The sequence below is a fragment of the Methyloversatilis sp. RAC08 genome, from assembly GCF_001713355.1.
Classification (GTDB): Bacteria; Pseudomonadota; Gammaproteobacteria; order Burkholderiales; family Rhodocyclaceae; genus Methyloversatilis.
Genome location: NZ_CP016448.1, coordinates 2,365,805 through 2,391,989, shown reverse-complemented (window position 1 = coordinate 2,391,989; position 26,185 = coordinate 2,365,805). Strand labels below are relative to the sequence as shown.

At 65.2% G+C, this 26,185-nt stretch carries 19 protein-coding genes and 3 riboswitches; of the genes, 13 read left to right on the top strand and 6 right to left on the bottom strand.

Features of this window, described 5'->3' with window-relative positions:
- Positions 1-31: 31 nt before the first annotated feature.
- Complete coding sequence (locus tag BSY238_RS11025) at positions 32-1,075, bottom strand: type IV pilus twitching motility protein PilT (RefSeq protein WP_069039183.1); 1,044 nt, start codon at positions 1,073-1,075, stop codon at positions 32-34.
- A gap of 86 nt (positions 1,076-1,161) precedes the next feature.
- Between BSY238_RS11025 and BSY238_RS11020 the strand changes: the two genes are divergently transcribed.
- From BSY238_RS11020 to BSY238_RS10990, 7 genes are all read left to right on the top strand, one after another.
- Positions 1,162-1,851 (top strand): YggS family pyridoxal phosphate-dependent enzyme, encoded by a 690-nt coding sequence (locus BSY238_RS11020; protein WP_069039182.1) that lies wholly within the window; start codon positions 1,162-1,164, stop codon positions 1,849-1,851.
- 141 nt (positions 1,852-1,992) lie between these two features.
- Positions 1,993-6,159: a PAS domain S-box protein gene (locus BSY238_RS11015; RefSeq protein ID WP_069039181.1), complete on the top strand. Its 4,167-nt coding sequence runs from the start codon at positions 1,993-1,995 to the stop codon at positions 6,157-6,159.
- A 28-nt stretch (positions 6,160-6,187) separates the two neighbouring features.
- Complete coding sequence (locus BSY238_RS11010; protein ID WP_069039180.1) at positions 6,188-7,372, top strand: EAL domain-containing response regulator; 1,185 nt, start codon at positions 6,188-6,190, stop codon at positions 7,370-7,372.
- 68 nt (positions 7,373-7,440) lie between these two features.
- Positions 7,441-8,091 (top strand): DUF4124 domain-containing protein, encoded by a 651-nt coding sequence (locus BSY238_RS11005; RefSeq protein ID WP_150123938.1) that lies wholly within the window; start codon positions 7,441-7,443, stop codon positions 8,089-8,091.
- A gap of 155 nt (positions 8,092-8,246) precedes the next feature.
- The gene (gene lgt, locus BSY238_RS11000) at positions 8,247-9,050 is read left to right on the top strand and encodes a prolipoprotein diacylglyceryl transferase (protein WP_069039178.1); all 804 of its coding nucleotides are present in this window, start codon (positions 8,247-8,249) and stop codon (positions 9,048-9,050) included.
- An 11-nt stretch (positions 9,051-9,061) separates the two neighbouring features.
- Positions 9,062-9,523 carry a VOC family protein gene (locus BSY238_RS10995; RefSeq protein WP_069039177.1) on the top strand — a complete coding sequence of 154 codons (462 nt, stop codon included), beginning with the start codon at positions 9,062-9,064 and terminating at the stop codon, positions 9,521-9,523.
- Positions 9,524-9,656: 133 nt separating this feature from the next.
- Positions 9,657-10,031, top strand: coding sequence for a membrane lipoprotein lipid attachment site-containing protein (locus tag BSY238_RS10990; protein ID WP_069039176.1), 375 nt, complete (start codon positions 9,657-9,659; stop codon positions 10,029-10,031).
- A 42-nt stretch (positions 10,032-10,073) separates the two neighbouring features.
- Here the strand turns inward: BSY238_RS10990 and BSY238_RS10985 are convergent, their stop codons facing one another.
- Positions 10,074-11,615: a C13 family peptidase gene (locus BSY238_RS10985; protein WP_069039175.1), complete on the bottom strand. Its 1,542-nt coding sequence runs from the start codon at positions 11,613-11,615 to the stop codon at positions 10,074-10,076.
- A 139-nt stretch (positions 11,616-11,754) separates the two neighbouring features.
- A riboswitch (S-adenosyl-L-homocysteine riboswitch) is annotated at positions 11,755-11,853 on the top strand.
- 70 nt (positions 11,854-11,923) lie between these two features.
- Here BSY238_RS10985 and ahcY point away from each other — a divergent pair.
- Positions 11,924-13,333 (top strand): adenosylhomocysteinase, encoded by a 1,410-nt coding sequence (gene ahcY, locus BSY238_RS10980; protein ID WP_069039174.1) that lies wholly within the window; start codon positions 11,924-11,926, stop codon positions 13,331-13,333.
- Between the two features lie 223 nt (positions 13,334-13,556).
- On the opposite strand, the gene BSY238_RS10975 is transcribed toward ahcY, so the two are convergent.
- Positions 13,557-15,104 (bottom strand): carbonic anhydrase, encoded by a 1,548-nt coding sequence (locus BSY238_RS10975; protein ID WP_069039173.1) that lies wholly within the window; start codon positions 15,102-15,104, stop codon positions 13,557-13,559.
- A 116-nt stretch (positions 15,105-15,220) separates the two neighbouring features.
- Positions 15,221-15,322: riboswitch (TPP riboswitch) on the top strand.
- A gap of 38 nt (positions 15,323-15,360) precedes the next feature.
- Here BSY238_RS10975 and thiC point away from each other — a divergent pair.
- Together thiC and BSY238_RS10965 are read left to right on the top strand one after the other, a co-directional pair.
- Positions 15,361-17,310: a phosphomethylpyrimidine synthase ThiC gene (gene thiC / locus BSY238_RS10970; protein ID WP_069039172.1), complete on the top strand. Its 1,950-nt coding sequence runs from the start codon at positions 15,361-15,363 to the stop codon at positions 17,308-17,310.
- A 456-nt stretch (positions 17,311-17,766) separates the two neighbouring features.
- The gene (locus BSY238_RS10965; protein ID WP_069039171.1) at positions 17,767-18,744 is read left to right on the top strand and encodes a PEP-CTERM sorting domain-containing protein; all 978 of its coding nucleotides are present in this window, start codon (positions 17,767-17,769) and stop codon (positions 18,742-18,744) included.
- Between the two features lie 69 nt (positions 18,745-18,813).
- Here the strand turns inward: BSY238_RS10965 and BSY238_RS18985 are convergent, their stop codons facing one another.
- Complete coding sequence (locus BSY238_RS18985; RefSeq protein ID WP_069039170.1) at positions 18,814-19,335, bottom strand: MarR family winged helix-turn-helix transcriptional regulator; 522 nt, start codon at positions 19,333-19,335, stop codon at positions 18,814-18,816.
- 146 nt (positions 19,336-19,481) lie between these two features.
- Positions 19,482-19,571: riboswitch (cyclic di-GMP riboswitch) on the top strand.
- A gap of 225 nt (positions 19,572-19,796) precedes the next feature.
- Between BSY238_RS18985 and BSY238_RS10955 the strand changes: the two genes are divergently transcribed.
- From BSY238_RS10955 to BSY238_RS10945, 3 genes are all read left to right on the top strand, one after another.
- Complete coding sequence (locus tag BSY238_RS10955; protein ID WP_069039169.1) at positions 19,797-22,163, top strand: reprolysin-like metallopeptidase; 2,367 nt, start codon at positions 19,797-19,799, stop codon at positions 22,161-22,163.
- A 105-nt stretch (positions 22,164-22,268) separates the two neighbouring features.
- A complete protein-coding gene (gene proC / locus BSY238_RS10950; protein ID WP_069040622.1) occupies positions 22,269-23,081 on the top strand; it encodes a pyrroline-5-carboxylate reductase in 813 nt (270 codons plus the stop codon).
- A gap of 54 nt (positions 23,082-23,135) precedes the next feature.
- Complete coding sequence (locus BSY238_RS10945; protein WP_069039168.1) at positions 23,136-23,702, top strand: YggT family protein; 567 nt, start codon at positions 23,136-23,138, stop codon at positions 23,700-23,702.
- A 219-nt stretch (positions 23,703-23,921) separates the two neighbouring features.
- Here the strand turns inward: BSY238_RS10945 and BSY238_RS10940 are convergent, their stop codons facing one another.
- Positions 23,922-25,220: a dihydroorotase gene (locus BSY238_RS10940; RefSeq protein ID WP_069039167.1), complete on the bottom strand. Its 1,299-nt coding sequence runs from the start codon at positions 25,218-25,220 to the stop codon at positions 23,922-23,924.
- Entirely contained in the window at positions 25,217-26,185 is a 969-nt protein-coding gene (locus BSY238_RS10935; protein WP_069039166.1) for an aspartate carbamoyltransferase catalytic subunit, read from the bottom strand. Before BSY238_RS10935 ends, BSY238_RS10940 begins: the two co-directional genes overlap by 4 nt.

Below are 26,185 nucleotides of genomic sequence, written 5' to 3'. Positions count from 1 at the left end.
TGTAGCCGGCTGTACGTCCGGTCGACGCCGGTCACCCGGCGAAGGCGTCCTTGTTCTGTGCGCGGGTGCGCGCTTCGGCGTTCGATATCACGTTGCGGCGCACCAGATCGGTCAGATTCTGGTCCAGCGTCTGCATGCCCACGTTGTGACCGGTCTGGATCGCGGAATACATCTGCGCGATCTTGTTTTCGCGGATCAGGTTGCGGATGGCCGGCGTACCGACCATGATCTCGTGCGCCGCAACGCGGCTGGCACCATCCTTGGTCTTCAGCAGCGTCTGCGAAATGACGGCGCGCAGCGACTCGGACAGCATGGCCCGCACCATTTCCTTCTCTTCGGCCGGAAACACGTCAACGATACGGTCAATCGTCTTGGCGGCACTCGAGGTGTGCAGGGTGCCGAACACCAGATGACCGGTTTCGGCGGCGGTCAGCGCCAGCCGGATGGTTTCCAGGTCGCGCATTTCGCCCACCAGGATCACGTCCGGATCTTCCCGCAGCGCCGAGCGCAGCGCGTTGGCAAAACTGAGCGTATGCGGCCCGACTTCGCGCTGATTGATCAGGCAGCGTTTCGATTCATGCACGAATTCGATCGGGTCCTCCACCGTCAGGATGTGGCCGTAGTCGTTTTCGTTCACGTAATCGACCATGGCCGCCAGCGTCGTGGACTTGCCGGAGCCGGTCGGTCCGGTCACCAGCACGATGCCGCGCGGCGTATTGGCGATCTCCTTGAAGATCTTCGGCGCGTTCAGCTCTTCCAGCGTCAGCACTTTCGACGGAATGGTCCGGAACACCGCGCCGGCGCCACGGTTCTGAACGAAGGCATTGACCCGGAAGCGCGCCAGATTGGGCACCGCGAACGAGAAGTCGCACTCGAGGTGCTCTTCATACACCTTGCGCTGGGTGTCGTTCATGATGTCGTAGATCATGCCGTGCACATCCTTGTGCTCCATCGGCGGCAGGTTGATTCGTCGCACGTCGCCATGCACGCGGATCATCGGTGGCAGGCCGGCCGACAGGTGCAGGTCGGACGCCTTGTTCTTGACGGAAAACGCGAGCAGTTCGGTGATGTCCATGCGTGACCTCGGAGCTGTTGCGACGCGCCGGGCAGCACGAACAGGTGCTTTCCGGCCAGAGATAAATCGATGAAATTCAGGGCATTATGATGAACATTTCAGACAACCTGCAAGCAGTTCGGCACCGCATCGCGGCAGCGGCTCACGCCTGCGGTCGCGATCCGGCGAGCATTTCGCTGCTGGCGGTCAGCAAGACCAAACCCGATGCGGACATCCTCGCCGCAGCGGCAGCCGGTCAGCGGGCGTTCGGCGAGAACTACGTGCAGGAAGGCTGCGACAAGGCGGAGCGGCTGACCGCAGCGGGTCACGCGCTCGACTGGCACTTCATCGGGCCAATCCAGAGCAACAAGACGCGGCCGGTGGCGACCTGGTTTGACTGGGTGCACGCTATCGACCGCGAGAAGATTGCACAGCGGCTGTCCGAGCAACGACCGATCGACAAACGGCCACTGTGCATATGCATACAGGTGAACGTCAGCGGCGAGGCTTCGAAGAGCGGCGTGACGCCAGCCGACGTGCGCGCGCTCGCTGACGCGGTGGCGCGACTGCCCCGGCTGAAACTGCGCGGCCTGATGGCCATTCCCGAACCGACCGACGATGTCGTTCTCCAGCGTCAACGTTTTGCCCATTTACGGCAGGTGCTCGAAGAACTGAACGCGGCCGGACATGATCTGGACACACTGTCGATGGGCATGTCGCAGGATCTGGAAGCCGCCATCGCCGAAGGCGCGACCATCGTGCGCGTTGGCAGCGCACTGTTCGGTGCGCGCGTATGACCCGCTGGCGATTTCAGGTAGAAGTGCGTAGCCAAATCAGGCAGCTTGTCGGCCGATTCAAGGTAGATTAGAAATGACCGAAAGGCGCGGTCCGTTCAGTCAGGGGCGCGGGATCTGTCGACATTCATTCACGGAAGCGTCATGAGCCAGACTGATCACGCAGAGCGCCGCCGGCTTGAAGCACTGACCGCCTGCGCAGTGCTCGACACCCCTCCCGACTTGCAGATAGACCGCCTGACCCGGCTCGCTGCCCAGGTGTGCGGCACGCCGATCGCGTTCACGAGTTTCATCGACGCATCCCGCCAGTGGTTGAAATCGGTGGTAGGCATTGCCGGACCACTCGAGTTTCCGCGCGCGGCAGCTTTCTGCGAGCGCACGCTCAGCACCGGCAGTCCGTTCGTGATCTCCGATATCGATCAGTCAGCAGGCTTGTCAGACCACCCGCTGGTGCGTGGCGAGCCGCATGTCCGGATGTACGCCGGCGTGGCGCTGCGCACGCTGTCCGGTTTCGCGATCGGCACCCTGGCCGTGATGGACACCCGGCAGCACACACTTTCACCTGAACAGCTCGATGCGCTGGACACGCTGGCGACCCAGATCATGGCGCGCATCGAGCTTCAGCAGCAGAACAGGCAGATCGAGGCGCAGCGACAACGCCTCGCCGACCAGCTTCAGGCCACGCAGCGGATGGCCGGAATCGGCACCTGGGCGTTCGACGTTGCAACGCAGCAGCTGAACTGTTCGGACGAGGTGTATGCCATCCATGAAGTGCCGCGTGACACCCGGTTTACGGTCGACCAGGCGCTTGATTTCTATGCGCCGGAGTGGCGCTCGCTCATCACGGATGCCTTCGATGCCTGCCTTGCACAGGGCCGACCCTTCGACGAGGAACTGCAGATCATCACCGCCCGCGGGCAGCGGGTGTGGGTGCGTTCCATCGGACGTGCCGGCCTTGACCGGGAGGGTCGCGTGGTTCAGGTGCACGGCGCATTCCAGGACATTTCAGCGCGCAAGCGTGCCACCGAAGAGACGAGGCGCCTGGCCAGCCGGCTGTCGGCCACGCTGGAAAGCATGACGGACGGCGTGTTCGCGCTCGACGAGAACTGGTGCTTCACCTACATGAACCGCGAAGCGGGGCGCCTGCTGACGCGCGACACGAACGCCATCGTCGGCAAGCGCCTGTGGGACGAATTTCCCGGCACCGAAATCTCGGAGATCGGCGATGCCTACCGGCGCGCCGTCGCGCACAATGTGACGGTCGAGTTCGATACCTATTACACGCCGCTGGCGTCCTGGTTCGAAGTTCGCGCCTATCCATCGGACGATGGCCTGACGGTCTATTTCCGCGACATCACCCAGCGCAAGCAGCTCGAACAGGAGCGCGAGCACGAACGTGAATTTCTCGATGCGCTGCTCGAAAGCCTGTCGGAAGGTATCGTGGCCTGCGACGAACACGGCACGCTGTCGGTGTTCAACCGCGTGACCCGCAATCTGCACGGCCTGCCACAGGAGCCGTTGCCTCCGGAAGAGTGGGGCGCGCATTACAGCCTGTTCATGACCGATGGCGTGACACCGCTTGCCAAGGCCGACATTCCGCTGTTCCGCGCCCTGCGTGGCGAAATCGTCAAGGACGCGCCCATGGTGATCGCACCAGCCGGTCGTCCGCCACGACTGGTCCAGTGCAATGGACAGGCCATCTCAACGGTGTCCGGGCGAAAACTCGGTGCCGTGGTGGCGATGCGCGACATCACGGAACGCGACCGTTCCGAGCGACTGCTGATGCAGCGCACGCGTGCATTGCATCTGCGCAGCCGCTGCAGTGAGGCACTGATACGCATCCAGAACGAACAGGACCTGTTGCACGAAATCTGCAACATCGCGGTGGACGGCGCTGGCTACAGGATGGCCTGGGTCGGCTACGCGATGGATACCCCGGAAAAACCCGTCACCGTGCAGTGCCAGGCTGGCTGGACGGATGGCTACCTGAACAGCATCCATCTGTCATGGGACGAAAACCGCATCGACGGAAAGGGTCCGGCGGGTCGCGTGATTCGCAGCGGAAAAGCCATCGTCAGCGATGACCTCAGCCGTGACGATAGCTTCCGTACCTGGTCGGCCGCGGCCGCAGCGCGAGGCTACAAGGGCGGCGTATGGCTGCCGCTGAAGAACGAGCGGCGGACGTTCGGCGTGCTGTCCCTCTACGCCGACGAAGTGAGACCGATCGCCGAAGAAGAACTGGCCCTGCTGCAGGGGCTGGCCAACGATCTCGCATTCGGCATCGGCAGCATCCGTGCGCAGGAGGAGCGACGTCGTCTGCAATCGGCGGTACTGAAGGTGGCAGCCGCCGTGTCGGCCAGCTCCGGCAACGAGTTCTTCGAACAGCTCGTTCGCAACATGACGGAGGCGCTCGGTGCCGACGCGGGCTTCATGGCTGTCCTGCAGCCTGGTGATCCACCGATGGTGCGGATCATCGCCGGGGTGCGTGATGGCGAAACCATGCCGGCAGCCGAATACGACATCCGCCAGACGCCTTGCGAGGCCGTGCTGCACGACGAACAGTCGGTGATGCACAGCGGTGTCTCGGCGCGTGCGGGCATGTCTGCCTCGCTGATCGACCCCGGCGTGGAGGCCTGTGTCGGGCGTCAGCTGGTCGATTGCGAGGGCCGGGTGATCGGCTGCCTGTTCGTGCTGTTCCGTCACCGCCTCGATGACGCCGACTTCGTGAGCTCGACGCTGCGGATATTCTCGACCCGCGCCGCGGCGGAGCTGGACCGCCAGCATGCCGACGCGCGCATCCGCGAGCAGGCCTCCCTGCTCGACAAGGCGCAGGACGCAATCATCGTGCGCAGCGTCGATCACCGGGTGCTGTACTGGAACAAGAGCGCCGAGCGCATCTACGGCTGGCCAGCTCACGAAGCGATCGGACAGCGCATCAACGACCTGTTTTACCCGGATGACACGGCGTTCCGGATCGCCACGCAGCAGGTCATCGTCACCGGCGAATGGACCGGCGAGATCACGCAACGCCGCAAGGACGGCAGTTTGCTGACGGTGGAAGGCCACTGGACGCTGCTGACCGACGCCGACGGCAATCCCAGGTCAGTACTGGCCATCAACACCGACATCACGCACCGACTCTCCGTGGAAGCGCAGCTCGAGCAGGCACAGCGTCTGGAAGCCGTCGGCCAGCTGACCGGTGGCGTGGCGCATGACTTCAACAATCTGCTGACCGTCATCCTGGGCAACGCCGAACTGCTGATGGAAAAGCTGGGCGACAACGATCGCCTGCGCTTGCTGGCCGAAATGACACGTACGGCCGCGCAGCGAGGCGCCGACCTCACGCATCGCCTGCTCGCCTTCTCGCGCCGGCAGGCGCTGGAACCCAGATCGGTGGATACGTATGCCGTGCTGCTCGGCATGCACGACATGCTGCACCGTACGCTGGGCGAGAACATCGAGATCGAATTCCGTCACGGGCCCGGCCTGTGGCGCGCGCTGGTCGATCCGTCACAACTGGAAGGCGCCGTGCTCAACCTGTGCATCAATGCGCGCGATGCCATGAAAGGCGGCGGGCGGCTCATGATGGAAACGACCAATGCCTGGCTCGACGAGGCGCATGGCACCCCTTATCCGGATCTGTCGCCCGGTCAGTACGTGCTGGTCGCCGTGTCGGACACCGGCACCGGCATCGCGCACGAACATCTTGCACGCGTGTTCGAGCCCTTCTTCACCACCAAGGAGAAGGGCAAGGGCACCGGACTGGGGCTCAGCATGGTATTCGGCTTCGTCAAGCAGTCGCGTGGCCACGTAAAGGTGTACTCGGAGGTCGGCCAGGGCACCACGGTCAAGATGTATTTGCCGCGCGCCGACCTTTCGGACGACTGGTCGGACGACCGACCCCACGACGCGGGTACTGACGGCGAAGCCCAGGGCGGCCACGAAACCGTGCTGCTGGTCGAAGATGATGAACTGGTGCGTCAACATGCGAACAACCTGCTGCTCGGCCTTGGCTACACGGTGATCGAAGCGACCAACGGACCGGATGCATTGCAGATCATCCGTGCCCGGGCGCACATCGACCTGCTGTTCACCGATGTCATCATGCCGGGCGGCATGAACGGCCCGCAGCTCGTCGAAGCGGCGCACAGCGTCCGACCACAACTCAAGGTGCTGTACACCTCAGGCTACACCGAGAACGCGATCGTGCATCAGGGGCGGCTCGACAAGGGCGTGCACCTGCTGAACAAACCCTACCGGCGCGCCGAACTGGCGTACAAAGTCAGGTTGGCACTGTCCGGCTCACGATGAACATGCTTCTGTCAGAAAGCACCGCAACATGTTGAACGGCCGACTGCTGGTACTTGACGACGACCTCGCGGTCGCACAGACGATTGCATGGATCGCTGAAGAAACCGGTCTGGAAACCCGGATCGCCTGCGAACCGGTGCAGTTCTTCGAGGCATGCGATCAGTGGCAACCCACTCATATCGCGATCGATCTAGTCATGCCGGACATGGATGGCGTCGAGGTCATGCGCATGCTCGCCCTCAAGGGCTGCCGGGCACAGATCATCATCACCAGCGGCGTCGGCGGTCGCATTCTCGATGCCGCGAAACGGTCGGCGACCGAACATGGCCTGAACGTGACCGGCATCGTGTCGAAACCCTTTTCACCGGCCGCGCTGCGCAGCCTGCTCGCCATCGAGCCACCGACCGCGAGGGCGCCGGACGGCACCGCCGCCGGTGACGCAGCCTTCGTGCCCGATCGGGCCGAACTGCGCCGGGCGCTCGAAGCCCGTGAATTCGTGCTCGCCTATCAGCCCAAGATCGTCTGCGGCAGCCATCAGCTCGCGGGTTTCGAAGCACTGGTGCGCTGGCAGCACCCGCAGGCAGGGCTGATCATGCCGGACCGCTTCATTCCGCTTGCCGAAACCACAGGTCTGATCGACCCGCTGACCGAACAGGTGTTCGAACAGGCGCTGGCGTGGTTTTCCGGTACCTGTCCGGGCACCCGGCTATCGCTGTCGGTCAACTTGTCCGCCCGCAGCCTGATCGACTTCCAGCTGGCTGAGTTCATTTCCAGCCTGTGCCTCACCTACGGCGTGTCTCCCGGCCAGTTGATTCTCGAACTGACCGAAACCAGTGCGATGGACGACCCGGTCACTTCGCTCGATCTGCTGACCCGGCTGCGCATGCGCGGCTTTCAGCTGTCGATCGATGACTTCGGCACCGGCTACTCGTCGATGGTGCAACTGGTCCGACTGCCTTTCTCGGAAATGAAGGTCGACAAATCCTTCGTCATGAACGCCATGGCATCGCAGGAATCGCGCACCGTCATCCGCTCCATCGTCGACCTCGGCCACAGCCTCGGCCTGCGACTCACGGCAGAGGGCGTCGAGGATCAGGGCGCGCTCGACTACCTGACGTCGATCGGTTGCGACCTCGCGCAAGGCTATTTCATCGCACGCCCGATGACCGGTGATGCCGCTCGGCACTGGCAGCCGGCGCCCGGCCCGGCCTGAATCCGGCGCCCCGGTCTGCTCCCGACGACGCAGCGAGAACACATGCGCCGACAACATCGGCTATCGTCATGGCCTTCCAGTTGAACGACTGGCTACCGATTCCAGCACCGATGGACCGAAGCCATCAGTTTCTGCCCCCGTCCGCTGACCGCCACGTGCGCACGTTGGCGGTGATCGCCGCGATCAGCTCGATCGTCGGCCTGTGGCTGACCATCGAATGGCTGGCGCGCGCCGACCTGCCGGAGCCCACCGTCACGCAGCCGACCGAGGTGACGCCGGCTTCACCGGTACCGTCCGCTGCACCTCCGCAGGCGAATGCCCGTCCGACTCCGCCGACCGAACCCGCCATTCGCGGCGACGCGATCTACAAATGCACGGTCGCCGGCCGCACGGTGTACGCCGATACTCCCTGCGGCGAGCAGGCCCGGACCGTGGCGCTTCCACCGCCCAGTGCCGGCCTGTCACCCGACCGCAGCTACGCCGAGCAGCTGGCCCGGGTGCGCGCGGAGCGTGCCCGGCATGCCGCGACGCAGTCGGTGCCGGGTGCAGACGTCGCCCGCCGCCCGTCGACCGACAGCCGCTGTGCGTCGATCGACGAAACCGTGAAGGCCATCGACGCCGCCACGCGACAGCCGCATGACGTGCCGGCGGCAGAGCACTTCCGTGCCCGGCGCAGAGCCCTGATGGACGAGCGTTTCACATTGGGCTGCAACGGCTAGGGCGTGTTCGCATTCGATGAGCACGTCACACGCGCAGCCAGCGCGACGCAGGGCAAGGCGCGCCGACGGCACAGCGCCGGACCTGTGCGCCCGCACTGTCCAGCGGGCTGACCCGCTAGACTGCGACCTTTGTTGCGCTTCCCCAAGCTCCTGACGTGGCCGCCTCCGACTTCCTGATCCACCCCACGATTTCCCCGATCGCCTTCGAACTTGGCCCACTGGCCGTGCGCTGGTACGGGCTGATGTATCTGCTGGCCTTCGTCGGCTTCATGCTGCTCGGCCGCATGCATGCACGACGGCTGGCCGCACAGGGCGTCCCCACGCTCGACACGAAGCAGATCGATGACCTGCTGTTCTTCGGCGTGCTGGGCGTGGTGCTGGGCGGGCGACTCGGCTATGTGCTGTTCTACAAGCCGGCGTACTACCTCGAGAACTGGCACGAAATACCGGCCATCTGGTCCGGCGGCATGAGTTTCCACGGCGGCTTTCTCGGCGTACTGATCGCGGCAGCGCTGTTTGCGCGCCGCATGGACTGGCGCTTTTTCCAGCTGACCGACTTCATCGCGCCGTTGGTACCGCTCGGACTGGCGGCCGGGCGTATGGGCAATTTCATCAACGCCGAACTGGTCGGGCGCGTGACCGATGTGCCTTGGGCCATGATCTTTCCGACCGTCGATGCACTGCCGCGCCACCCGTCGCAGCTGTATCAGTTCGCCGGCGAGGGACTCGCGCTGTTCGCGCTGCTGTGGTGGTTCGCACGCAAGCCGCGACCGATGGCGGCGGTCAGCGCCCTGTTCCTGATCGGCTACGGCGGCTTCCGTTTTCTGGCCGAGTTCGGCCGCGAGCCGGACGATTTTCTGGGCCTGCTGGCCGGCGGCCTGTCGATGGGCCAGTGGCTCAGCCTGCCGATGGTCGCCGCAGGCATCGTGATGATGACTCTGGCGTATCGCCGTACTTGAGGAGTGAATCCATGAACCGACCTTTCCGCATCCTCGGCCTGCAGCAGATCGCCATCGGCGGTCCGGACCGCATGAAACTGAGGCATCTGTGGGTCGATGTGTTCGGCCTCGATCTGGAAGGCGACTTCACGTCGGAACGCGAGAACGTCGTGGAGGACATCGCCGTGCTCGGCACCGGGCCGACCCGGGTCGAAGTCGATCTGATGCAGCCGCTCGACCCGTCGAAGAAGCCGCGTGTCGACGAGCCGGCGCTGAACCATGTCGGTCTCTGGGTAGATGATCTACCGAAGGCGGTCGAGTGGATGACGGCGCAGGGCATGCGCTTCACGCCGGGCGGCATCCGCCGCGGCGCCGCCGGCTTCGACATCGTGTTCATCCACCCGAAAGGCAACGAGCAGTTTCCGCTGTGCGGCGAAGGCGTGCTGATCGAACTGGTGCAGGCGCCGCCCGAGGTGATCGCCGCGCTCGGTTGAGGTCACGGCATGTGATGAGGGAGGCTTGCCGCTTCGGCGAGCCTGCGGCACCATGAGGCCGCAGCGGCGCGATGCGCGACGCCCGGATCACCGCGTTACAGGGTGACCTTCATAACGACGGAGACTGAAGACCATGAAAAAACTGCTCTGCCTGCTGTTCAGCGTTCTTGCGCTTGCCGCCTGTTCGCCGATGAAACCCACGCCGGCCGGGCAGTGGGACTATCAGGTCCTCGAAACGCCGGAAGGCGACGTGACCGGCACGCTGACGATCACCGGCCCGAACGCCGATCCCAAGTCCTTTTCGGTGCTGATGAAAGCCAATGGCAGCGAACTGGCAATGGACCGCTTCACCTTCGACAGCGAAACCAACAAGATCGACGGCGAGTTCATCTATTCGGGCATGAAGGTGAAGGTCGACGCCAAGCAGCACGAAAGCGGCGACGAAATCACCGGCGCGATGTGGGTGTCCGGCCTCGACTTCCCGTTCAAGGCCACACGCAAGAAGTAAGCGTCAGGCGGGGGTGCGCCCCCGCAGCTACCGGCTGCCGATTCAACGCCGGTTCGCAGGGTCAGCGCACTTTCGTCGTGCGGGCTCTCCGTCGCAGAGCGGTCGCTCAGCTTCGACGCTCGCAGTGCCAGACGCCTGCGCGGGGTGCAGGTCCTGCGCGGTTTGCCACGCGGCAGCCAGATCGTCGAGCCGCGTCCTGATCATCTCCCCTACGGCCATCTGCGGTTCCGACGGCTCCAGCCCTTCGGCCGCTTCGCGCTTGGCGACTGCGGCGCGCGCGCGTTCGAAGGCCTCGGTGAAAGACGTGGTTTCGCGCAGCGCCTCGTCGAAGAAGGCACGGCCGAAAAAAGTCCAGTCGGCCTCGTGCGAGCAGCCGTGCGAGCTGCGGTCGGCGCGTGCGGCGGCCATCACCAGCGTGTCGGGACCGGCCAGCGGCCGCACGAAGCCGCCCGAGTAGCAGGCCGACACCAGGATCACGCGATTGCGGATACCCACTCCATCAAGCAGTCCGGCCAGCCGTTGCGGCGTCAGCTGTTCCAGCTCCCACGGCCAGAGGCTGAGGTCGAACAGGTGGTTTTCGGCGCCGTGGGATGTCAGAAAGACGAACAGCACGTCTTCATCATCGTTCATGCGCTGCGCGATGATCTGCAGGCTGCGTTCCAGCGCGCTGACCGTGGCGAGAGGGCGCGTCAGCACGGTGCCCGGGTTGTTGGCCAGCACGACACTGCGCCCGCCGGTGCCGAAGCGTTCCGCAAACAGACGCTCGACCTTTTCCACCTCGCGCAGGAACACATCCTGCGCGCCATGGCCGGCGACCGCCAGCAGGAACAGGTCGGTCTTGCCCGGCTGACCGGGTTCCAGCCGCGCCAGCGCCTCGGTCAGCAGCAAGGGCTGCCGGTAGATCAAGGTTTCGCTGCGTGCCTGCTGCCAGCGTGCGGCTTCGGCCGGATCCTGTGCGGGCGCATTCGCCAGCCAGAGTGGGGCCTGCGGGCCGACCGCAATCTGCGGCAGTATCAACAGCAGCAGCACCGCGCTCAGCACGCCGGCACGCCGGAAGCCGGTCGCGCCCTGCAGCCGGCACAGCGCGACGGTCGACGCCACGATGCCCCAGCCCAGCGGCGCCCACCACAGCCACTGCGCATGGTCACCCAGACTGTCCCAGAACCCGGCCGGCAGCAAGGCAACCAGATTCCACATCACGTCGATCCATATCCACAGCGCGGCCAGCACCACCACGGCCTGCATCAGCGCGTCAGTCCGATGCGGCCGGCGGGTCACCAGCCAGGCACACAGCAGCAGCCAGGGCAGGTGAAACAGCTGACCGGGCAACGCGCCCGGGTCGATACGCCCGTCGCTGCCGCTGCGGGCGGCTTCGAAGCCAAGACTTGTCATCAGACCGACGATTTCCAGCATCACCCATGCCAGCACGCCGGCGCGGACAGCGACCGGAGCGCGAGCCGACAGCAGGAGACTGCCCAGCCCGGCGGCGAGGTTGCGGATGAGATCGCCGAGGACGTGACCGGCAGGGGGCGACGCTGCCATGGGTGTCGCGCTGCTGGAAATGTCGTGATTTTCGTGATTCATGCTCAAGTTGCGCTCGGTGATGCCGTAAATGCGGACGTGTCGGGAACGTATTGCGGTTTTCGCCACTCTGTTGCCAGCGTCGCATCATTGGCGCGGGCAAATGCCCGAGTCGATGGCCGGTGCGACGTTATAATCGCTTGCTTCCGAGGAGCGCTGCGAGGTGCCGCAAGGCCCCCAGGCTCGGACCCCGCCAGACCGTCGCCGGTCGCGGGCACATTTGTAACGGCGCTCACCTGAACCCGCAGTGCCGGAATTGTCCGGTGGCGGATGGCAGGTGAGCACACCTGCCCTTGCAAAGGAGCCCGTAGATGAATGCCCCCAATGATCTGAAGGATTACGTGATTGCCGACCCGTCGCTGGCCGACTGGGGACGCAAGGAAATCGCCATCGCCGAGACCGAAATGCCCGGTCTGATGGCGATCCGCGAAGAGTACGCGACACAGCAGCCGCTGCGTGGCGCGCGCATCACCGGCAGCCTGCACATGACGATCCAGACCGCCGTGCTGATCCAGACGCTCGAAGCGCTGGGCGCCGAAGTGCGCTGGGCGTCGTGCAACATCTACTCGACGCAGGACCACGCCGCTGCAGCGATCGCTGCCGCCGGCACGCCGGTGTTTGCCGTCAAGGGCGAGTCGCTGGTCGAATACTGGGATTACACCCATCGCATCTTCGAATGGCCGGACGGCGGTTTCAGCAACATGATCCTGGACGACGGCGGCGATGCCACGCTGCTGCTGCATCTGGGCACCAAGGCGGAAACCGATCCGACCGCGCTGCACCACCCCGCGAGCGAAGAGGAGATCTGCCTGTTCAATTCGATCACCGAAACGCTCAAGCGTGATCCGAACTGGTATTCGAAGCGCCTGAAGCACATCAAGGGCGTGACCGAAGAAACCACCACCGGCGTGCATCGTCTGTACCAGATGCACAAGGAAGGCCGTCTGGCTTTTCCGGCCATCAACGTCAATGACTCGGTCACCAAGTCGAAGTTCGACAATCTGTATGGTTGCCGCGAGTCGCTGGTCGACGGCATCAAGCGCGCCACCGACGTGATGATCGCCGGCAAGGTTGCCGTCGTCGCCGGCTACGGCGATGTGGGCAAGGGTTCGGCACAGGCGCTGCGCGCGCTGTCGGCACAGGTGTGGGTCACCGAAATCGACCCGATCTGCGCACTGCAGGCAGCGATGGAAGGCTACCGCGTCGTCACGATGGATTACGCGGTCGAACACGCCGACATTTTCGTGACCGCCACCGGCAACTATCACGTCATCACGCATGAGCACATGCTGAAGATGAAGGATCAGGCCATCGTGTGCAACATCGGCCACTTCGACAACGAAATCGATGTCGCTGCGCTCGAAAAGTACGAGTGGGACGAAATCAAGCCACAGGTAGATCACGTCATCTTCCCGTCCGGCCGTCGCATCATCCTGCTGGCCAAGGGTCGTCTGGTGAATCTGGGTTGCGGCACCGGCCATCCGTCGTACGTGATGTCCAGCTCGTTCGCCAACCAGACCATCGCGCAGATCGAGCTGTTCACCGAAACCGAGAAGTATCCGGTCGGCGTCCATGTGCTGCCCAAGCACCTCGACGAGAAGGTCGCACGCCTGCAGCTGAAGAAGCTGAATGCGCAACTGACCGAACTGAGCGACGCGCAGGCGCGCTACATCGGCGTGCATCGCGAAGGTCCTTACAAGCCGGATCACTACCGCTACTGATCGACGTCCGGTCGGGCTGGCGGGGTTCCCTCCCGGCCCGGATCGACCCGGATAACGATCGCCTCCATGACGGTTCCAGCGGACCCGTCATGGAGGCTTTTTCATTTTCGACGCAGCTGACCGACTTGAAGGCAGCGCTGGCTGGATTCGATGCAGGGCCGGGACGAGGAAGTACACGCCCGAGTTGCGCCATGCGCCATGCAAACGACCGCGCCGAGGCCCTCTACCGCGACTGCTTGATCAGCCTCGAATTCGCCGCCTGCACCGGCCGCGCATTGTTCCTGTACAGATGACCGAACACACCGATCTGCTCGGCCGACACGAGGTGCGGCTGCTTGAGCACGATCCAGGTCACACCCTCCGAACACGGCGGCGTCGTCAGCGAACCCATGTAGGTGAAGTATTCGCGCTTTTCCGGCAGCAGTTTCGCCAGGTCGATGCTCACGTCCGGCGTCGACTCCACGTTTTTCTGCAGCGGCAGATAGGCCCACAGCGTGTTGAAGATCGCGCTTTCGTCGCCGCGGTCCAGCAGAACGGCAACCACCGCGAGCTTGTTGTCCACATCGCGATGCACGAGATGGGCGACCATTTCGTAGCTCTTGCCATTGATGCGTTCTTCGGCCGGCTTGTGAAAATGGAACTGCACCAGGTCGTAGCGCTTGCCCGACAGGGTAAAGCTGCTGCCCTCGCCGACATTGACCTGCACCGTATGGCCGTTGTCGATGATGGTGAAGTAACTTGTCTTGTAGTCGAAGCTGATCGGCGGCAGGTCAACCTTGATGCCTTCGCGGATGTCGATCGGCGATTGCGTGCGGCCTTCGCTGCACTGCGCCCATTCCGGCTTGAGCTTGCCCCAGTTCTGCGGTCCGAACTCGCCTTCGTAAGCCCAGTGAATGTCGCCGTGCGCAGCCGGGTGCGGGGACTCTTCCGCCGCTGCCTTGGGTTTCGGCTTGGGCCCCGCATTGACGTCGGGCGACAGGGCAGCCATCTGCATCGGCCTCGGTTTTGGCCGGTACGGCGGCGGCAGCGGAATCTCGCTGCGCATGACAGGCGGTGCGGGCTTCGCGGCCGGGGCGATCGCCTTTTCAGCGACCGGTTCGACCGACCGGGCTGGCGCCGGCTTGTCCGCTGCAGCCAGCTTTTCCTTCAGACCGGCCGGGGTAGTCACCCTCTCGGCGCTGTCCGGCTTCGGCGCAGCAGCCTTCGGAGCCGCAGCCATTTCGCTGCGCGCCTGCGCCGCAGCTTCCCGCAGGTCGGGCTTGATGCTGACCATTTCGGTACGCTGAATACCGCCCTGCCCCTCGGCCGCATTCGCCGCCGTCAGTGCTGCGCGGCCCGCCTGCTCGGCGACCTGCCGCAATTCCTCGGCACCCGGCGGCTGACACACTTCGCGGAACAGCTTTTCGTCCAGTGTGCCGGGCAACAGCGCGATATCGCTGTCCGAGCCGGCACGTTCCTCGCGCAATATCTTGTGGTTGGCGTCCAGATAGACGCGCTTGATCGTGGCGAAGCGCAGGCTCTGGCAGTCGTAGCGGTTCAGCGCCTGCACCATCGCGTAGCCGGTCTTCTGCGCGTCGGCGTCGCTCAGCACCAGCCGGCCCCAGGCCACCTTCTTGCCGCTTTCGGCACGCAGCACACTGTCGCGATCGATTTCGATCGTCTTGCCGCGGTCGGTCGCCACGACGTGCCAGTCGGCCGCATGGGAAACGCCCAGCGCGCTGCACAGCACGGCAGCGATCAGGGAGGAAGTCAGAGCGGGTGTCTTTTGCATGGCAGGTCTCGCGTCAGCCCTGTCCCGTTCGGGACGATGATGGGTTTACGGCACGCTAGACCGCCCGCTTGAACTGCGCCGCTTGCGCTGGCGCCGCGGGCAGGGTACTTTGAGCTCGCACACGTTAGGGGTGCCGCCTGGCGCAAGCTGGCGGCTGAGACACACCCTCAACACCTGATCCGGATCATGCCGGCGTAGGGAAACGGGCAGCTCCACCTCCGGGCGCTGGCGTTCCTTTCGCCCCACAGGAGCTTTCATGAACGCCAAAGACCCGCTTTCCCCCGCCTCCCGCGATTCCCGCGACACCTTCCTCGCCGCGCAGGCGCACGTCGACTCGGCGGCCATCGCGCCGCTGCCCAATTCGCGCAAGGTCTACATCGAAGGTTCGCGCCCGGACATCCGCGTGCCCATGCGCGAGATTTCCCAGTCCGACACCCCCGCCTCCTTCGGCGCCGAGAAGAACCCGCCGGTCTATGTCTATGACTGCTCCGGCCCCTACTCCGACCCTGCCGCCGCCATCGACATCCGCTCCGGCCTGCCCGGCGTGCGCTCGGGCTGGATTGCCGAGCGCGGCGACACCGAACAGCTGTCGGGTCTGAGTTCATCCTTCGGCACCGAGCGTGCCCTGGATGCCGCCACCGCCCACCTGCGCTTCCCCGGCCTGCACCGCGCCCCGCGCCGTGCTGTGGCGGGTGCCAATGTTTCGCAGATGCACTACGCCCGCCAGGGCCTCATCACGCCCGAGATGGAATACATCGCCATCCGCGAGAACCTGCAGCGGCGCGAATACATCGAGTCGCTGAAGGCCTCCGGCCCGACCGGTGCCAAGATGGCCGCCCTGCTCGGGCGCCAGCACCCGGGCCAGAGCTTCGGCGCGTCCATCCCCGCCGAAATCACCCCCGAATTCGTGCGCGATGAGGTCGCGCGCGGGCGCGCCATCATCCCGGCCAACATCAATCACCCGGAGTCCGAGCCGATGATCATCGGCCGCAACTTCCTCGTGAAGATCAACGCCAACATCGGCAACTCCGCACTGGGCTCGTCCATCGGCGAGGAGGTCGACAAGATGACCTGGGCCATCCGCTGGGGCGGCGACACCGTGATGGATCTGTCCACCGGCAAGCACATCCACGAAACCCGCGAGTGGATCATCCGCAACTCGCCGGTGCCCATCGGCACCGTGCCCATCTACCAGGCGCTGGAGAAGGTCGACGGCAAGGCCGAAGAGCTCACCTGGGAAATGTTCCGCGACACGCTCATCGAGCAGGCCGAACAGGGCGTCGACTACTTCACCATCCACGCCGGCGTGCGCCTGCCCTACATCCCGATGACCGCCAACCGCATGACCGGCATCGTCAGCCGTGGCGGCTCCATCATGGCCAAGTGGTGCCTGGCGCACCACAAGGAGAGCTTCCTCTACACGCACTTCGAAGAGATCTGCGAAATCATGAAGGCCTACGACGTGAGCTTCTCGCTCGGCGACGGGCTGCGTCCGGGATCGATCTTCGATGCCAACGACGAGGCGCAGCTGGCCGAGCTCAAGACGCTGGGCGAGCTCACCCAGGTCGCCTGGCAGCACGACGTGCAGGTGATGATCGAAGGCCCGGGCCACGTGCCGATGCAGCTCATCAAGGAGAACATGGACCTGCAGCTGGACTGGTGCGACGAGGCGCCCTTCTACACGCTGGGCCCGCTGACCACCGACATCGCGCCGGGCTACGACCACATCACCAGCGGCATCGGCGCGGCGATGATCGGCTGGTACGGCACGGCCATGCTCTGTTACGTCACGCCCAAGGAACACCTGGGGCTGCCGGACAAGGACGACGTGAAGACCGGCATCATCACCTACAAGCTCGCCGCCCACGCCGCCGATCTGGCCAAGGGCCACCCGGGCGCGCAGATCCGCGACAACGCGCTCTCCAAGTCACGCTTCGAATTCCGCTGGGACGACCAGTTCAACCTCGGGCTCGATCCGGACAAGGCGCGCGAATTCCACGACGAGACCTTGCCCCAGCACGGCGCCAAGCTCGCGCACTTCTGTTCGATGTGCGGCCCGCACTTCTGCAGCATGAAGATCACCCAGGACGTACGCGACTACGCCGCCGCCCAGGGCCTCACCAACGAGGCCGCGCTCAAGCAGGGCATGGAGACGAAGTCGATCGAGTTCGTCAAGCAGGGTGCCGAGGTGTACAGAAAGGTGTGAGGCGCGCGGCGGCGGTCCTTGCGGGGGCTGTTCCTGTGGGAGCCTGCTGTGGGAGCGGCGGCCGCGATCCAGTCGGCGAGAAGCCGCCGTAATCCTGTCGATCGGACATGTCGCCGCGACTTGCACTGCGCTGACGATATGTCGGCTTTTTTTACACAACGCGTTCATCAAGACAGTTCGGCGCTCGCGAATTCATTGACCACAGCAGACACCGCTCGACGCCAGCCCCATATGACATACGCCGATGGAATTTTCAATACATACAGTAACGCGATAACCCGTTCTCGAAAATAGAGATTCCTGAGCCGCTGCGTTGGTCGAAGCAGTGGCCCACCGGATCGTCAGGGCCGGCCAAGCCCTTGCGACTCAACTCTTCCTGCACGAAGGAATGCCGCTTGCTACCGGCGTCTCCGGGCGAAAACATTTGTCGCCATTCAGACTCGGAGATCACCAAAAATGAAAAAACGGGGTCGTCAGTTCCTCGCGCTTGCGCTGTCCTGCAGCAGCTTTGCCTCCGTGGCGGCCGACCAGCTGGTGTGGTCGGAAACGTTTCAGCGCTTCACGCCGACATTCGCCACGGTCGGTTCGATCAACACGGCAACCGTACCCGGCGGCATGTCCAGCGCGCTGGTGACCGATCCAACCCGCGTCAAGGGGCCGAATGGCGTCGAGTTCGTCGGCGGACGCATCTGGTGGCCGGACCAGCAGCTGAATCGCGTCGTGTCTTCGCTGCCTGACGGTTCGGATCTGAAGTCCTACAACATTTCCGGCGCCTACGACATCGATCTTCAGGGCGGTCTGCTGTACGTGACGCGGCAGAATTCGGGCGACATCCTGACGCTCGACCCATCGTTGCAATTCCCGCCCGCCGACGTATTCAAGAGCGGCCTGACATCGCCGTTCGCCATCGACGTGACCGCGGACAGCGTTTTCTGGAGTCAGGTCGGCACGTCGAACCGCCTGATGCGCTCGAACCTCGACGGCTCGAACGTGCAGACGCTGCTGACCGGCCTGACCTCGTATGACTTCGAAGTCACTGCCAGCCACATCTACCTGACGACGACCGATGGCTTCGTGAAGCGCAGCAACCTCGACGGCAGCGACCTCACGACGCTGGCCAGCGGGCTGGGCTTCCTCAATGGCATCGACGTCACCGACGACACGATTTACGTGTCGGCGCTGCAGGCGCTGTTCACAACGCCGGCCGGCAACTCCACGCTGGGCGCCGGTCGCATCCTCAGCATGACGCTCGATGGCAGTGGTGTGGTGGAAGTGATCCGCGCGCAACAGGACTTCGATCCCAACCTGCCGTTCAGCCCGTCGCAGATGCGCGGTGTGGCGGTGCTCGCCGTGCCCGAGCCGTCGTCGTACGCACTGCTGCTGGCCGGACTGGCGCTGACCGGTGTCGCGGCGCGGCGTGTCCGGCGCGGCTGAGCCAACCCGATGTACTTGAAAAGGGGCCGCGAAAGCGGCCCCTTTTCATTCCTGCCACTGCTGTCGTGTTCAGTCGCCGGCCACCGCATCGAGGTGGCGCGTCAGCGCAGAACGCACGCCCTGCAATGCGGATACAAGTTCGGACAGTTCGCGCGCCGAGCAGCCGGTGGCCGGGCCGAGCGCCACCGGAACCGCCCGGGCGCGCCGGCACGTGTCCTGGCCGGCTTCGGTCAGACTCAGTTCGACGTGGCGTTCGTCGACCGTCGACCGGCAGCGGTTGAGCAGCCCTGCCGATTCCATGCGCTTGAGCAACGGTGTCAGCGTGCCGGAATCGAGAAACAGCTGTTCGCCCAGCGCCGACACGGTCAGCGCCCGGCCGGCGTCCCCGAGTGCAAGCAACACCAAGTATTGCGGGTAAGTCAGGCCGATCTCGTTGAGCAGCGGCTTGAAGGCCTTGGTCATCGTCAGCGATGACGAATACAGCGTGAAGCACAGCTGCGCCGTCACCGGCGTGAGGTGCGTCGTTTCGGGGCTTGCGTCAGAGGCGGCTTCGGAACCGGAAGGGCGGGATTGGCGGGATTTCTGAGGCATCTTTCAATCGTATCAGCAAACAAATGCTCTTCTGCCGGGTTGTCGGACCCGTTCAACCGCTGGTGCGCGCGGCCGATTGTGCGACGACACAGTTGTTGTCGAAGTTCCGGTCAAGACGCCTTCCGGCAGGCCGAAAACAATGCTGAATCTGAAAAAGGCAAGCCCGCGCGAAAGCCGGGTACGCAAAGTTACCGGTCTAATCCGTGCTCGCACGGGATGACAGCGGGACCGCCAGTCATCATCCGCTCCGTCCCGTGACGTGGCGGGCACGCGCGGGCCGCACCGGTAACACCCTGTCACCGGTCTGGAGTGTGTCCGCCATGGTTAATCGTCATCTGCCCGCAAGATCCTCTTTCCGCCTCGCTCGCACGGCGCCGTCGCGCCTTGTTCTGGCATGCGCCCTCGCGCTTTCGTCGTGGTCTGCCTGCGCGGCGACGCCTGCAGTCCTCACGCAAGCGCCTGTGCTGGATGCCGTTGCCGATGCCGTGTCGGAAGGCGGCATGTGGCCGGTTCGCATTGACCTCGCGCGACTGCGCGCTGCGCGCAGCGGCGACTCACTACGCTTTGCACTGCCCGACGGTGCAAGGCTCGACGTGGTATTCGATTCGACGATCGACCAGCCGGATGGCGTGCAGTGGATCGGCCATCTTGCGGCCGGCCGGCAGTTTCCGGTTCGTCTGCGCCTTGATGGCGCGCTCGCCTCGGGCGTCATCCGCACGCCGGATGGCGGCTATGTGCTGGGTCATGTGGACGGGAGACAGCTGGTCGGTGCTGACCTTGCGGCGCAGGCCGATCCGGTGACCGTCGAAAGCCTGCCGGCGATGTTCGCCCCGTCTGTCGCCGTCCTCGATGAAGCGCGCGACACCAGGCGCGGCGCCGACGAACCGGAACCGCGAAAGCCGGCCGACGTAGCCCACCCGGTCACGGTCGATCTGGTCGCCATGTCGGCGCTCGAGCCCGGCGCCGACATGGCCTTGTCGATTCCGGACCACGGCGACTATCGCGTGGCCTATGACCGCACCGAACCGGGCGATACCGACAGCACGACGTGGGTCGGTCACCTCAAGGATTACGGCCAGGAGTTCCGCGTCATCATTACATCGGGTCCGAACGGCAGCGTCGGCAACATCCTGACGCCGTCCGGCGAAATCCTGCTGGTCAGCGATGGCGGTTCGCAATGGCTGGTCGATCCGCAGCGCTCCGGTCTGTCGCAACTGGAGCCGGACCACGCCGATGCGGTGGGTGAAGTCATTGCCGGTGGCCCGATGGAGGCCGAAGGCGCTGCCGGGGACGGGCCGACCGCCGCGGCAGCCAGCAGCACCACGACCGCCGGCAGCGCCACCACCCCGACAACCCAAACGTCGGCCAGCGCCACCACGGTGGATGTGCTGGTGCTGTACACGGCCGGCTTCAAGACACGCAACGGCAGCCTGTGGGCGACCCGCATCGCGCAGTTGGTCGCGCTGTCGAATCAGGCTTACATCGACAGCGGCGTTGCCATGCGCGTCCGTCTGGTCGGCAGCGAGCTGGTCGGCGAGCCAGATACCACGTCCAACTCGAACGCACTGACCGCGCTGGCGCGCGGTACCGGAAACTTCGCCGGCGTACCGGCGCTGCGCAAGAAGTTGGGTGCCGATCTGGTAACCCTGGTGCGCCCCTTCAACATGAACGCACAAGGCGGCAATTGCGGTGTCGGCTATGTCGGCGGCTATAACGGCGCACCGGTTTCGGCCTACGCCGCCTACGGCTATTCGGTGGTCAGCGACGGCCGTGATGTAGCGGGTACCAGCTACTACTGCACCGATTACACCTTCACGCACGAGCTCGGCCACAACATGGGCCTGATGCACGACCGCGATACCGTCGCGCGGCAGGGCGGCGGCAAGGGCAGCCACGACTACGCCTTCGGCTTCGGACGCAGCGGCAGCTTTGGCTCCGTCATGAGCTACATCTCGCCGGTGATCGGGCGCTTTTCCAACCCTGACCAGAAGAACTGCGGCGGCAGCTTTGCCTGCGGTGCACCGGTCGGTACGGCAACCAGTGCGCACAACACGCTGGCACTGAACAACAATCGCAGTGCAATCGCCGCCTTCAGTCCCGCCATGGTGGCCGGTACCTTCCAGATATCGGGCACGATTTCCAGCGTCGGCAAGCCGGTGGCCGGTGTCGCGCTGAGCGCCAGCAACGGTGGCAACTGCACGCCCAGCGGCAGCACCGGCGCCTGGGCCTGCGTGGTGCCGCAGAACTGGAGCGGCGTCATCACCCCGAACGTGCCGGCCGGCCGTGCAACGCCGGGCAACTTCAGTTTCAGCAAGATCAGCGCGGCGCAGACCGGCCGCAACTTCGTGCTGCCCGGACAGACCATCAGCGGCACCATCAGTCGAGCAGGCAAGCCGCTACCCAATACTGCAGTCATTGCCAGCAATGGCGTCTCGTGCAGCGCGACCGATTCCGGCGGCACCTATCGCTGTACGGTTCCATGGGACTGGAGCGGTACGGTGGCGCCCAACATGCCGGCCGGGGCTGTCACGCCGACCTCGCGCACGCTGACCGCGGTGAAGACGACGCAGAACGGATTGAATTTCATCAGTACCACAGTACAGATCAGCGGGACGGTGACGCGCGCCGGAAAACCGGTCGCGAAACTCGTCATGCTCGGCAGCAACGGTGCAAATTGCGGTGCAAGCGCCGCGAATGGCAGCTATGCCTGTACCGTACCGAACGGCTGGAGCGGCATCATCCTGCCCTCAGCCGCAGCGAACCCACCCTATCTGTCGGTGACTGCCGTGAAGGCTGCGCAGCCGGGTCGCAACTTCACGCTGCGCTGATCCGCCCGGCGGGCGGCAAAGGTCGTTCCGCCCATCCGCCCGCTGCGGTTACCATATTGTTCTTCGGCCCGCTTTTTGCGGGCCGTGACCTTTGACGGGGTGGGCATGCAGATCACTTTCATCGGCGGCGGCAATATGGCCAGTGCGCTGATCGGCGGCTGGGTCCGACGCGGCGGCGACGCGGCGGGTATCTGCGTGGTCGAACCGCAGGCCGAGGCGCGCGCCCGACTGGCACACGACTTCAGTGTGCGGGCGATCGAAGCGGCGGACGCGGCCGCGCTGCGTTGCGACCTGATCGTGCTGGCGGTCAAGCCGCAGCAGATGCGTGAGGTGTGCGCCGGACTCGCGCCCGGGCTCGACCACCAGACCGTACTGAGCATCGCGGCCGGCCTGCGCGCGGCCGACCTGTCGCGCTGGCTCGGCGGCTACCCGCGCATCGTGCGCGCGATGCCGAATACGCCGGCGTTGATCGGCCAGGGCGTGACCGGCCTGTACGCCGACGCAGCCGTCAGCGACAGCGAACGCGCGCAGGCGGAGCAGGTGCTGGCCGCCGTAGGCAGCACGGTGTGGGTGGAAGAAGAACGCCTGATCGACGCCGTGACCGCGCTGTCGGGCAGCGGTCCGGCCTACGTATTCCACTTCATCGAAGCCATGGTGCGCGGCGGCGAGGCGCTCGGCCTGAGCGCCGATCAGGCGCACCGCCTCGCGGTCGCCACCTTCACCGGCGCCTCCGCGCTGGCGGCGCAAAGCCCGGAGTCGCCCGGCACGCTGCGCGAACGCGTCACGTCGAAGGGCGGTACGACCGAGGCGGCGCTTAAGTCGATGTCTGCCGACGGTGTGGCGGACTCGATCGTGCGCGCACTCGCGGCTGCAGCAGCACGCGGCGCCGAGCTGGGTGACCAGCTGGGTGCGCAATAGGCGCCGAGCGCCGCCCCATCATCCTTCCTTGCTGAATCACCTCAACACGAATCCATGCTGACCGACCTGATCCTGCTCGTCCTGAATGCCGTCGCCGGCTTCGTCACCACATTGCTGCTCGCCCGTTTCTACATGCAGTGGGCGCGTGTCAGTTTCCGCAACCAGCTGGGCCAGTTCGTCATCCAGACGACAGACTGGGCCGTGCTGCCGGCGCGCAAGGTGATTCCGGCGGTGTTCGGGCTCGACATGGCGACCTTCGTCGTGGCCTGGCTGCTGCAGGTCGCGCTGCTGTTGCTGGCGGCCACACTGCAAGGCGGCCTCGGCGCAGACAACCTGATTCCGCTGGTTTTCCTGCGCGGGCTGTTCGAAGTGGCGCGTCTGTCGGTGTGGTTCCTGATCATCGCGCTGCTGATCTCCGCCGTGCTGAGCTGGGTGTCGCCCGGCAATCCGCTGGGCAGCATCCTGGGCGCGCTGACTCGGCCCTTCCTGCAGCCGATCCAGCGCGTCATGCCACCGATCGCCAACGTCGACCTGTCGCCGCTGGTGCTCATCCTGCTGCTGCAGATCGTGCTCTACCTGATCGATGCGGCGTCGCGGCAGATCTTCGCACTGGTCATGTGACGCGGGCGAAGACCGGCGGCATTCCACCGGGGCGGGGGCACAGCGGGATGTGTTGGGCATCGCTGCGCTCACCCCAACCTACGGTCGACGTGCCGCGGCGGCTCGCCGGGCATCGCTGCGCTCACCCCAACCTACGGGGCAGCAAGTAGGTTGGGGTGAGCGCAGCGATGCCCAACAACAGGCCTTCGATCATGCACTTCGGGAGGCGCGTGGCCGCCTCTACCTGGCGGCCCTGTCGTTCGCGGGCGTCTCGTACACCACCTGACCCGACACCAGCGTCGCGCACACCTTGCCCAGCAGTTCCCGGCCGATGAAGGGCGTGTTGCGGCCCTGACTGCGCAGCGTCGCACGGCTGATCATGACCGGCGCATCGGCGTCGAAGATGCATATGTCGGCCGCGCTGCCGATGCGCAGGTGTCCGGCGTCCAGCCCGAGCACGCGTGCCGCGTCCGACGTGATGCGGGCGAGTGCCAGCCGCAGCGGCAGCTGCATTTCGCGCGCCCATGACAGCGTGAGCGGCAGCAGCAGTTCCAGCCCGGTGGTACCGGGTTCGGCTTCGGCGAACGGCACCTGCTTGGCGTCGTCATCGACCGGCGTGTGGTCGGAACACAGCGCGTCGATGCGGCCGTCGGCCAGCGCGGCGCGCAGTGCCTCGCGGTCGAACTGCGCGCGCAACGGTGGAATGGTGCGGCACTGCGGATCGAAGTAGCCGATGTCGACATCGCACAGGTGCAGCGAGTGGATGGCGACGTCACAGCTCACCTTCAGCCCGTCGAGCCGCGCCTGATCGATCAGCATCAGCCCGGCGCGGCTTGAAATGCGCGCCAGATGCAGGCGGCAGCCGGTGGCGCGGGCCAGTTGCAGCATCTGGCCGATGGCCAGCGTTTCAGCGAGTATCGGTATGCCGGTCAGGCCGAGCCGCGCGGCCACTTCGCCTTCATGCGCCACGCCGTCGGACGACAGGTGCAGGTCGGTCGGCTGCAGCCACACGGTGTAACCGAAGGTAGCGGCGTACTGCATGGCGCGGAACAGCACCTGCGTGTCGGCCACCGGCACGTTCGCCTGGCTGAACGCGATGCAGCCGGCGTCGAACAATTCGCCCATTTCGGTCAGCCGCTGACCCTTCAGGCCCATGGTCAGCGCGCCGTGCGGATACACGTGCGCGAGGTTGAGCATGCGTGCGCGGTGCTTCAGCATTTCGACCAGTCCCGGCTCGTCGAGCACCGGGTCGGTGTCCGGCGGGCAGGCCAGACTGGTGATGCCACCGGCGACCGCGGCGGCCATTTCCGATTCCAGCGTGGCGCGATACTCCAGCCCCGGCTCGCGCAGCCGCGCGCACAGGTCGATCAGGCCCGGCGCGACGATGCGCCCGGTTGCGTCGAGGACGCGGTTGGCGTGGAAGCCGTCCGGTGCGTCGCCCAGCGCCACCACCTTGCCGGCGGCGATGTAAAGGTCGGTCGGCGCATCGATGTCCTGCGCCGGGTCGATCAGGTGACCGCCCTTGATATGGATTTTCATGCATTGCCCCCCGCCAGCATCGCCATGACCGCCATCCGCACCGCAATGCCGAAGGTGACCTGCGGCAGGATGACGGCCTGCTTGCCGTCGGCCACCGCCGAATCGATTTCGACGCCACGGTTCATCGGCCCCGGGTGCAGCACGATGGCGTCCGGCTTGGCCAGCGCCAGCTTTTCCTGCGTCAGGCCGAAGAACTTGAAGTATTCCTGCGGGCTGGGCAGCAGCGAGCCCTGCATGCGTTCGTTCTGCAGCCGCAGCATCATCACGACGTCGACGCCGCGCAGGCCTTCGGCCATGTCGTGGAAGACACGACAGCCGAGCCGGTCGATGTCGGCCGGCAGCAGCGTCTTCGGCGCGATGGCGCGCAGGTCGGGCACACCCAGCGTGGTCAGCGCGTGGATCTGGCTGCGCGCCACGCGCGAATGCAGGATGTCGCCGACGACGGCCACCGACAACTGCGTGAAGTCGCGCTTGTAGTGGCGGATGGTGTACATGTCGAGCAGGCCCTGCGTCGGATGCGCGTGCCGCCCGTCACCGGCATTGATCACGTGGATGTGGTCGCGGCCGGTCGCTTCGAGGTGCTGCGCGATCAGGTAGGGCGCGCCGCTGGAGGCATGGCGCACGACGAACATGTCGGCCTGCATCGCGGCGAGGTTGTCCACCGTGTCGAGCAGGGTTTCGCCCTTGTTGGTCGAACTGGTCGCGATGTTCAGGTTGATCACGTCGGCCGACAGGCGCTTGGCGGCAATTTCGAAGGTGGTGCGGGTGCGCGTGCTGTTTTCGAAGAACAGGTTGAACACGCTCTTTCCGCGCAGCAGCGGCAGTTTCTTCACCTCGCGTTCAGCCACCACGGTGAACGGCTCGGCGGTGTCGAGGATGCGCGTGATGACGTCGCGCGGCAGGCCTTCGGTGGTCAGCAGGTGCTGCAGTTCGCCGTGCCGGTTCAGTTGCGGGTTGCGCGCCAT

Coding starts and splice junctions, on each gene's coding strand:
- BSY238_RS11025 (WP_069039183.1), bottom strand. CDS start 1,075: ATGGACATCACCGAACTGCTCGCGTTTTCCGTCAAGAACAAGGCGTCC.
- BSY238_RS11020 (WP_069039182.1), top strand. CDS start 1,162: ATGATGAACATTTCAGACAACCTGCAAGCAGTTCGGCACCGCATCGCG.
- BSY238_RS11015 (WP_069039181.1), top strand. CDS start 1,993: ATGAGCCAGACTGATCACGCAGAGCGCCGCCGGCTTGAAGCACTGACC.
- BSY238_RS11010 (WP_069039180.1), top strand. CDS start 6,188: ATGTTGAACGGCCGACTGCTGGTACTTGACGACGACCTCGCGGTCGCA.
- BSY238_RS11005 (WP_150123938.1), top strand. CDS start 7,441: ATGGCCTTCCAGTTGAACGACTGGCTACCGATTCCAGCACCGATGGAC.
- BSY238_RS10995 (WP_069039177.1), top strand. CDS start 9,062: ATGAACCGACCTTTCCGCATCCTCGGCCTGCAGCAGATCGCCATCGGC.
- BSY238_RS10990 (WP_069039176.1), top strand. CDS start 9,657: ATGAAAAAACTGCTCTGCCTGCTGTTCAGCGTTCTTGCGCTTGCCGCC.
- BSY238_RS10985 (WP_069039175.1), bottom strand. CDS start 11,615: ATGAATCACGAAAATCACGACATTTCCAGCAGCGCGACACCCATGGCA.
- ahcY (WP_069039174.1), top strand. CDS start 11,924: ATGAATGCCCCCAATGATCTGAAGGATTACGTGATTGCCGACCCGTCG.
- BSY238_RS10975 (WP_069039173.1), bottom strand. CDS start 15,104: ATGCAAAAGACACCCGCTCTGACTTCCTCCCTGATCGCTGCCGTGCTG.
- thiC (WP_069039172.1), top strand. CDS start 15,361: ATGAACGCCAAAGACCCGCTTTCCCCCGCCTCCCGCGATTCCCGCGAC.
- BSY238_RS10965 (WP_069039171.1), top strand. CDS start 17,767: ATGAAAAAACGGGGTCGTCAGTTCCTCGCGCTTGCGCTGTCCTGCAGC.
- BSY238_RS18985 (WP_069039170.1), bottom strand. CDS start 19,335: ATGCCTCAGAAATCCCGCCAATCCCGCCCTTCCGGTTCCGAAGCCGCC.
- proC (WP_069040622.1), top strand. CDS start 22,269: ATGCAGATCACTTTCATCGGCGGCGGCAATATGGCCAGTGCGCTGATC.
- BSY238_RS10945 (WP_069039168.1), top strand. CDS start 23,136: ATGCTGACCGACCTGATCCTGCTCGTCCTGAATGCCGTCGCCGGCTTC.
- BSY238_RS10940 (WP_069039167.1), bottom strand. CDS start 25,220: ATGAAAATCCATATCAAGGGCGGTCACCTGATCGACCCGGCGCAGGAC.
- BSY238_RS10935 (WP_069039166.1), bottom strand. CDS start 26,185: ATGGCGCGCAACCCGCAACTGAACCGGCACGGCGAACTGCAGCACCTG.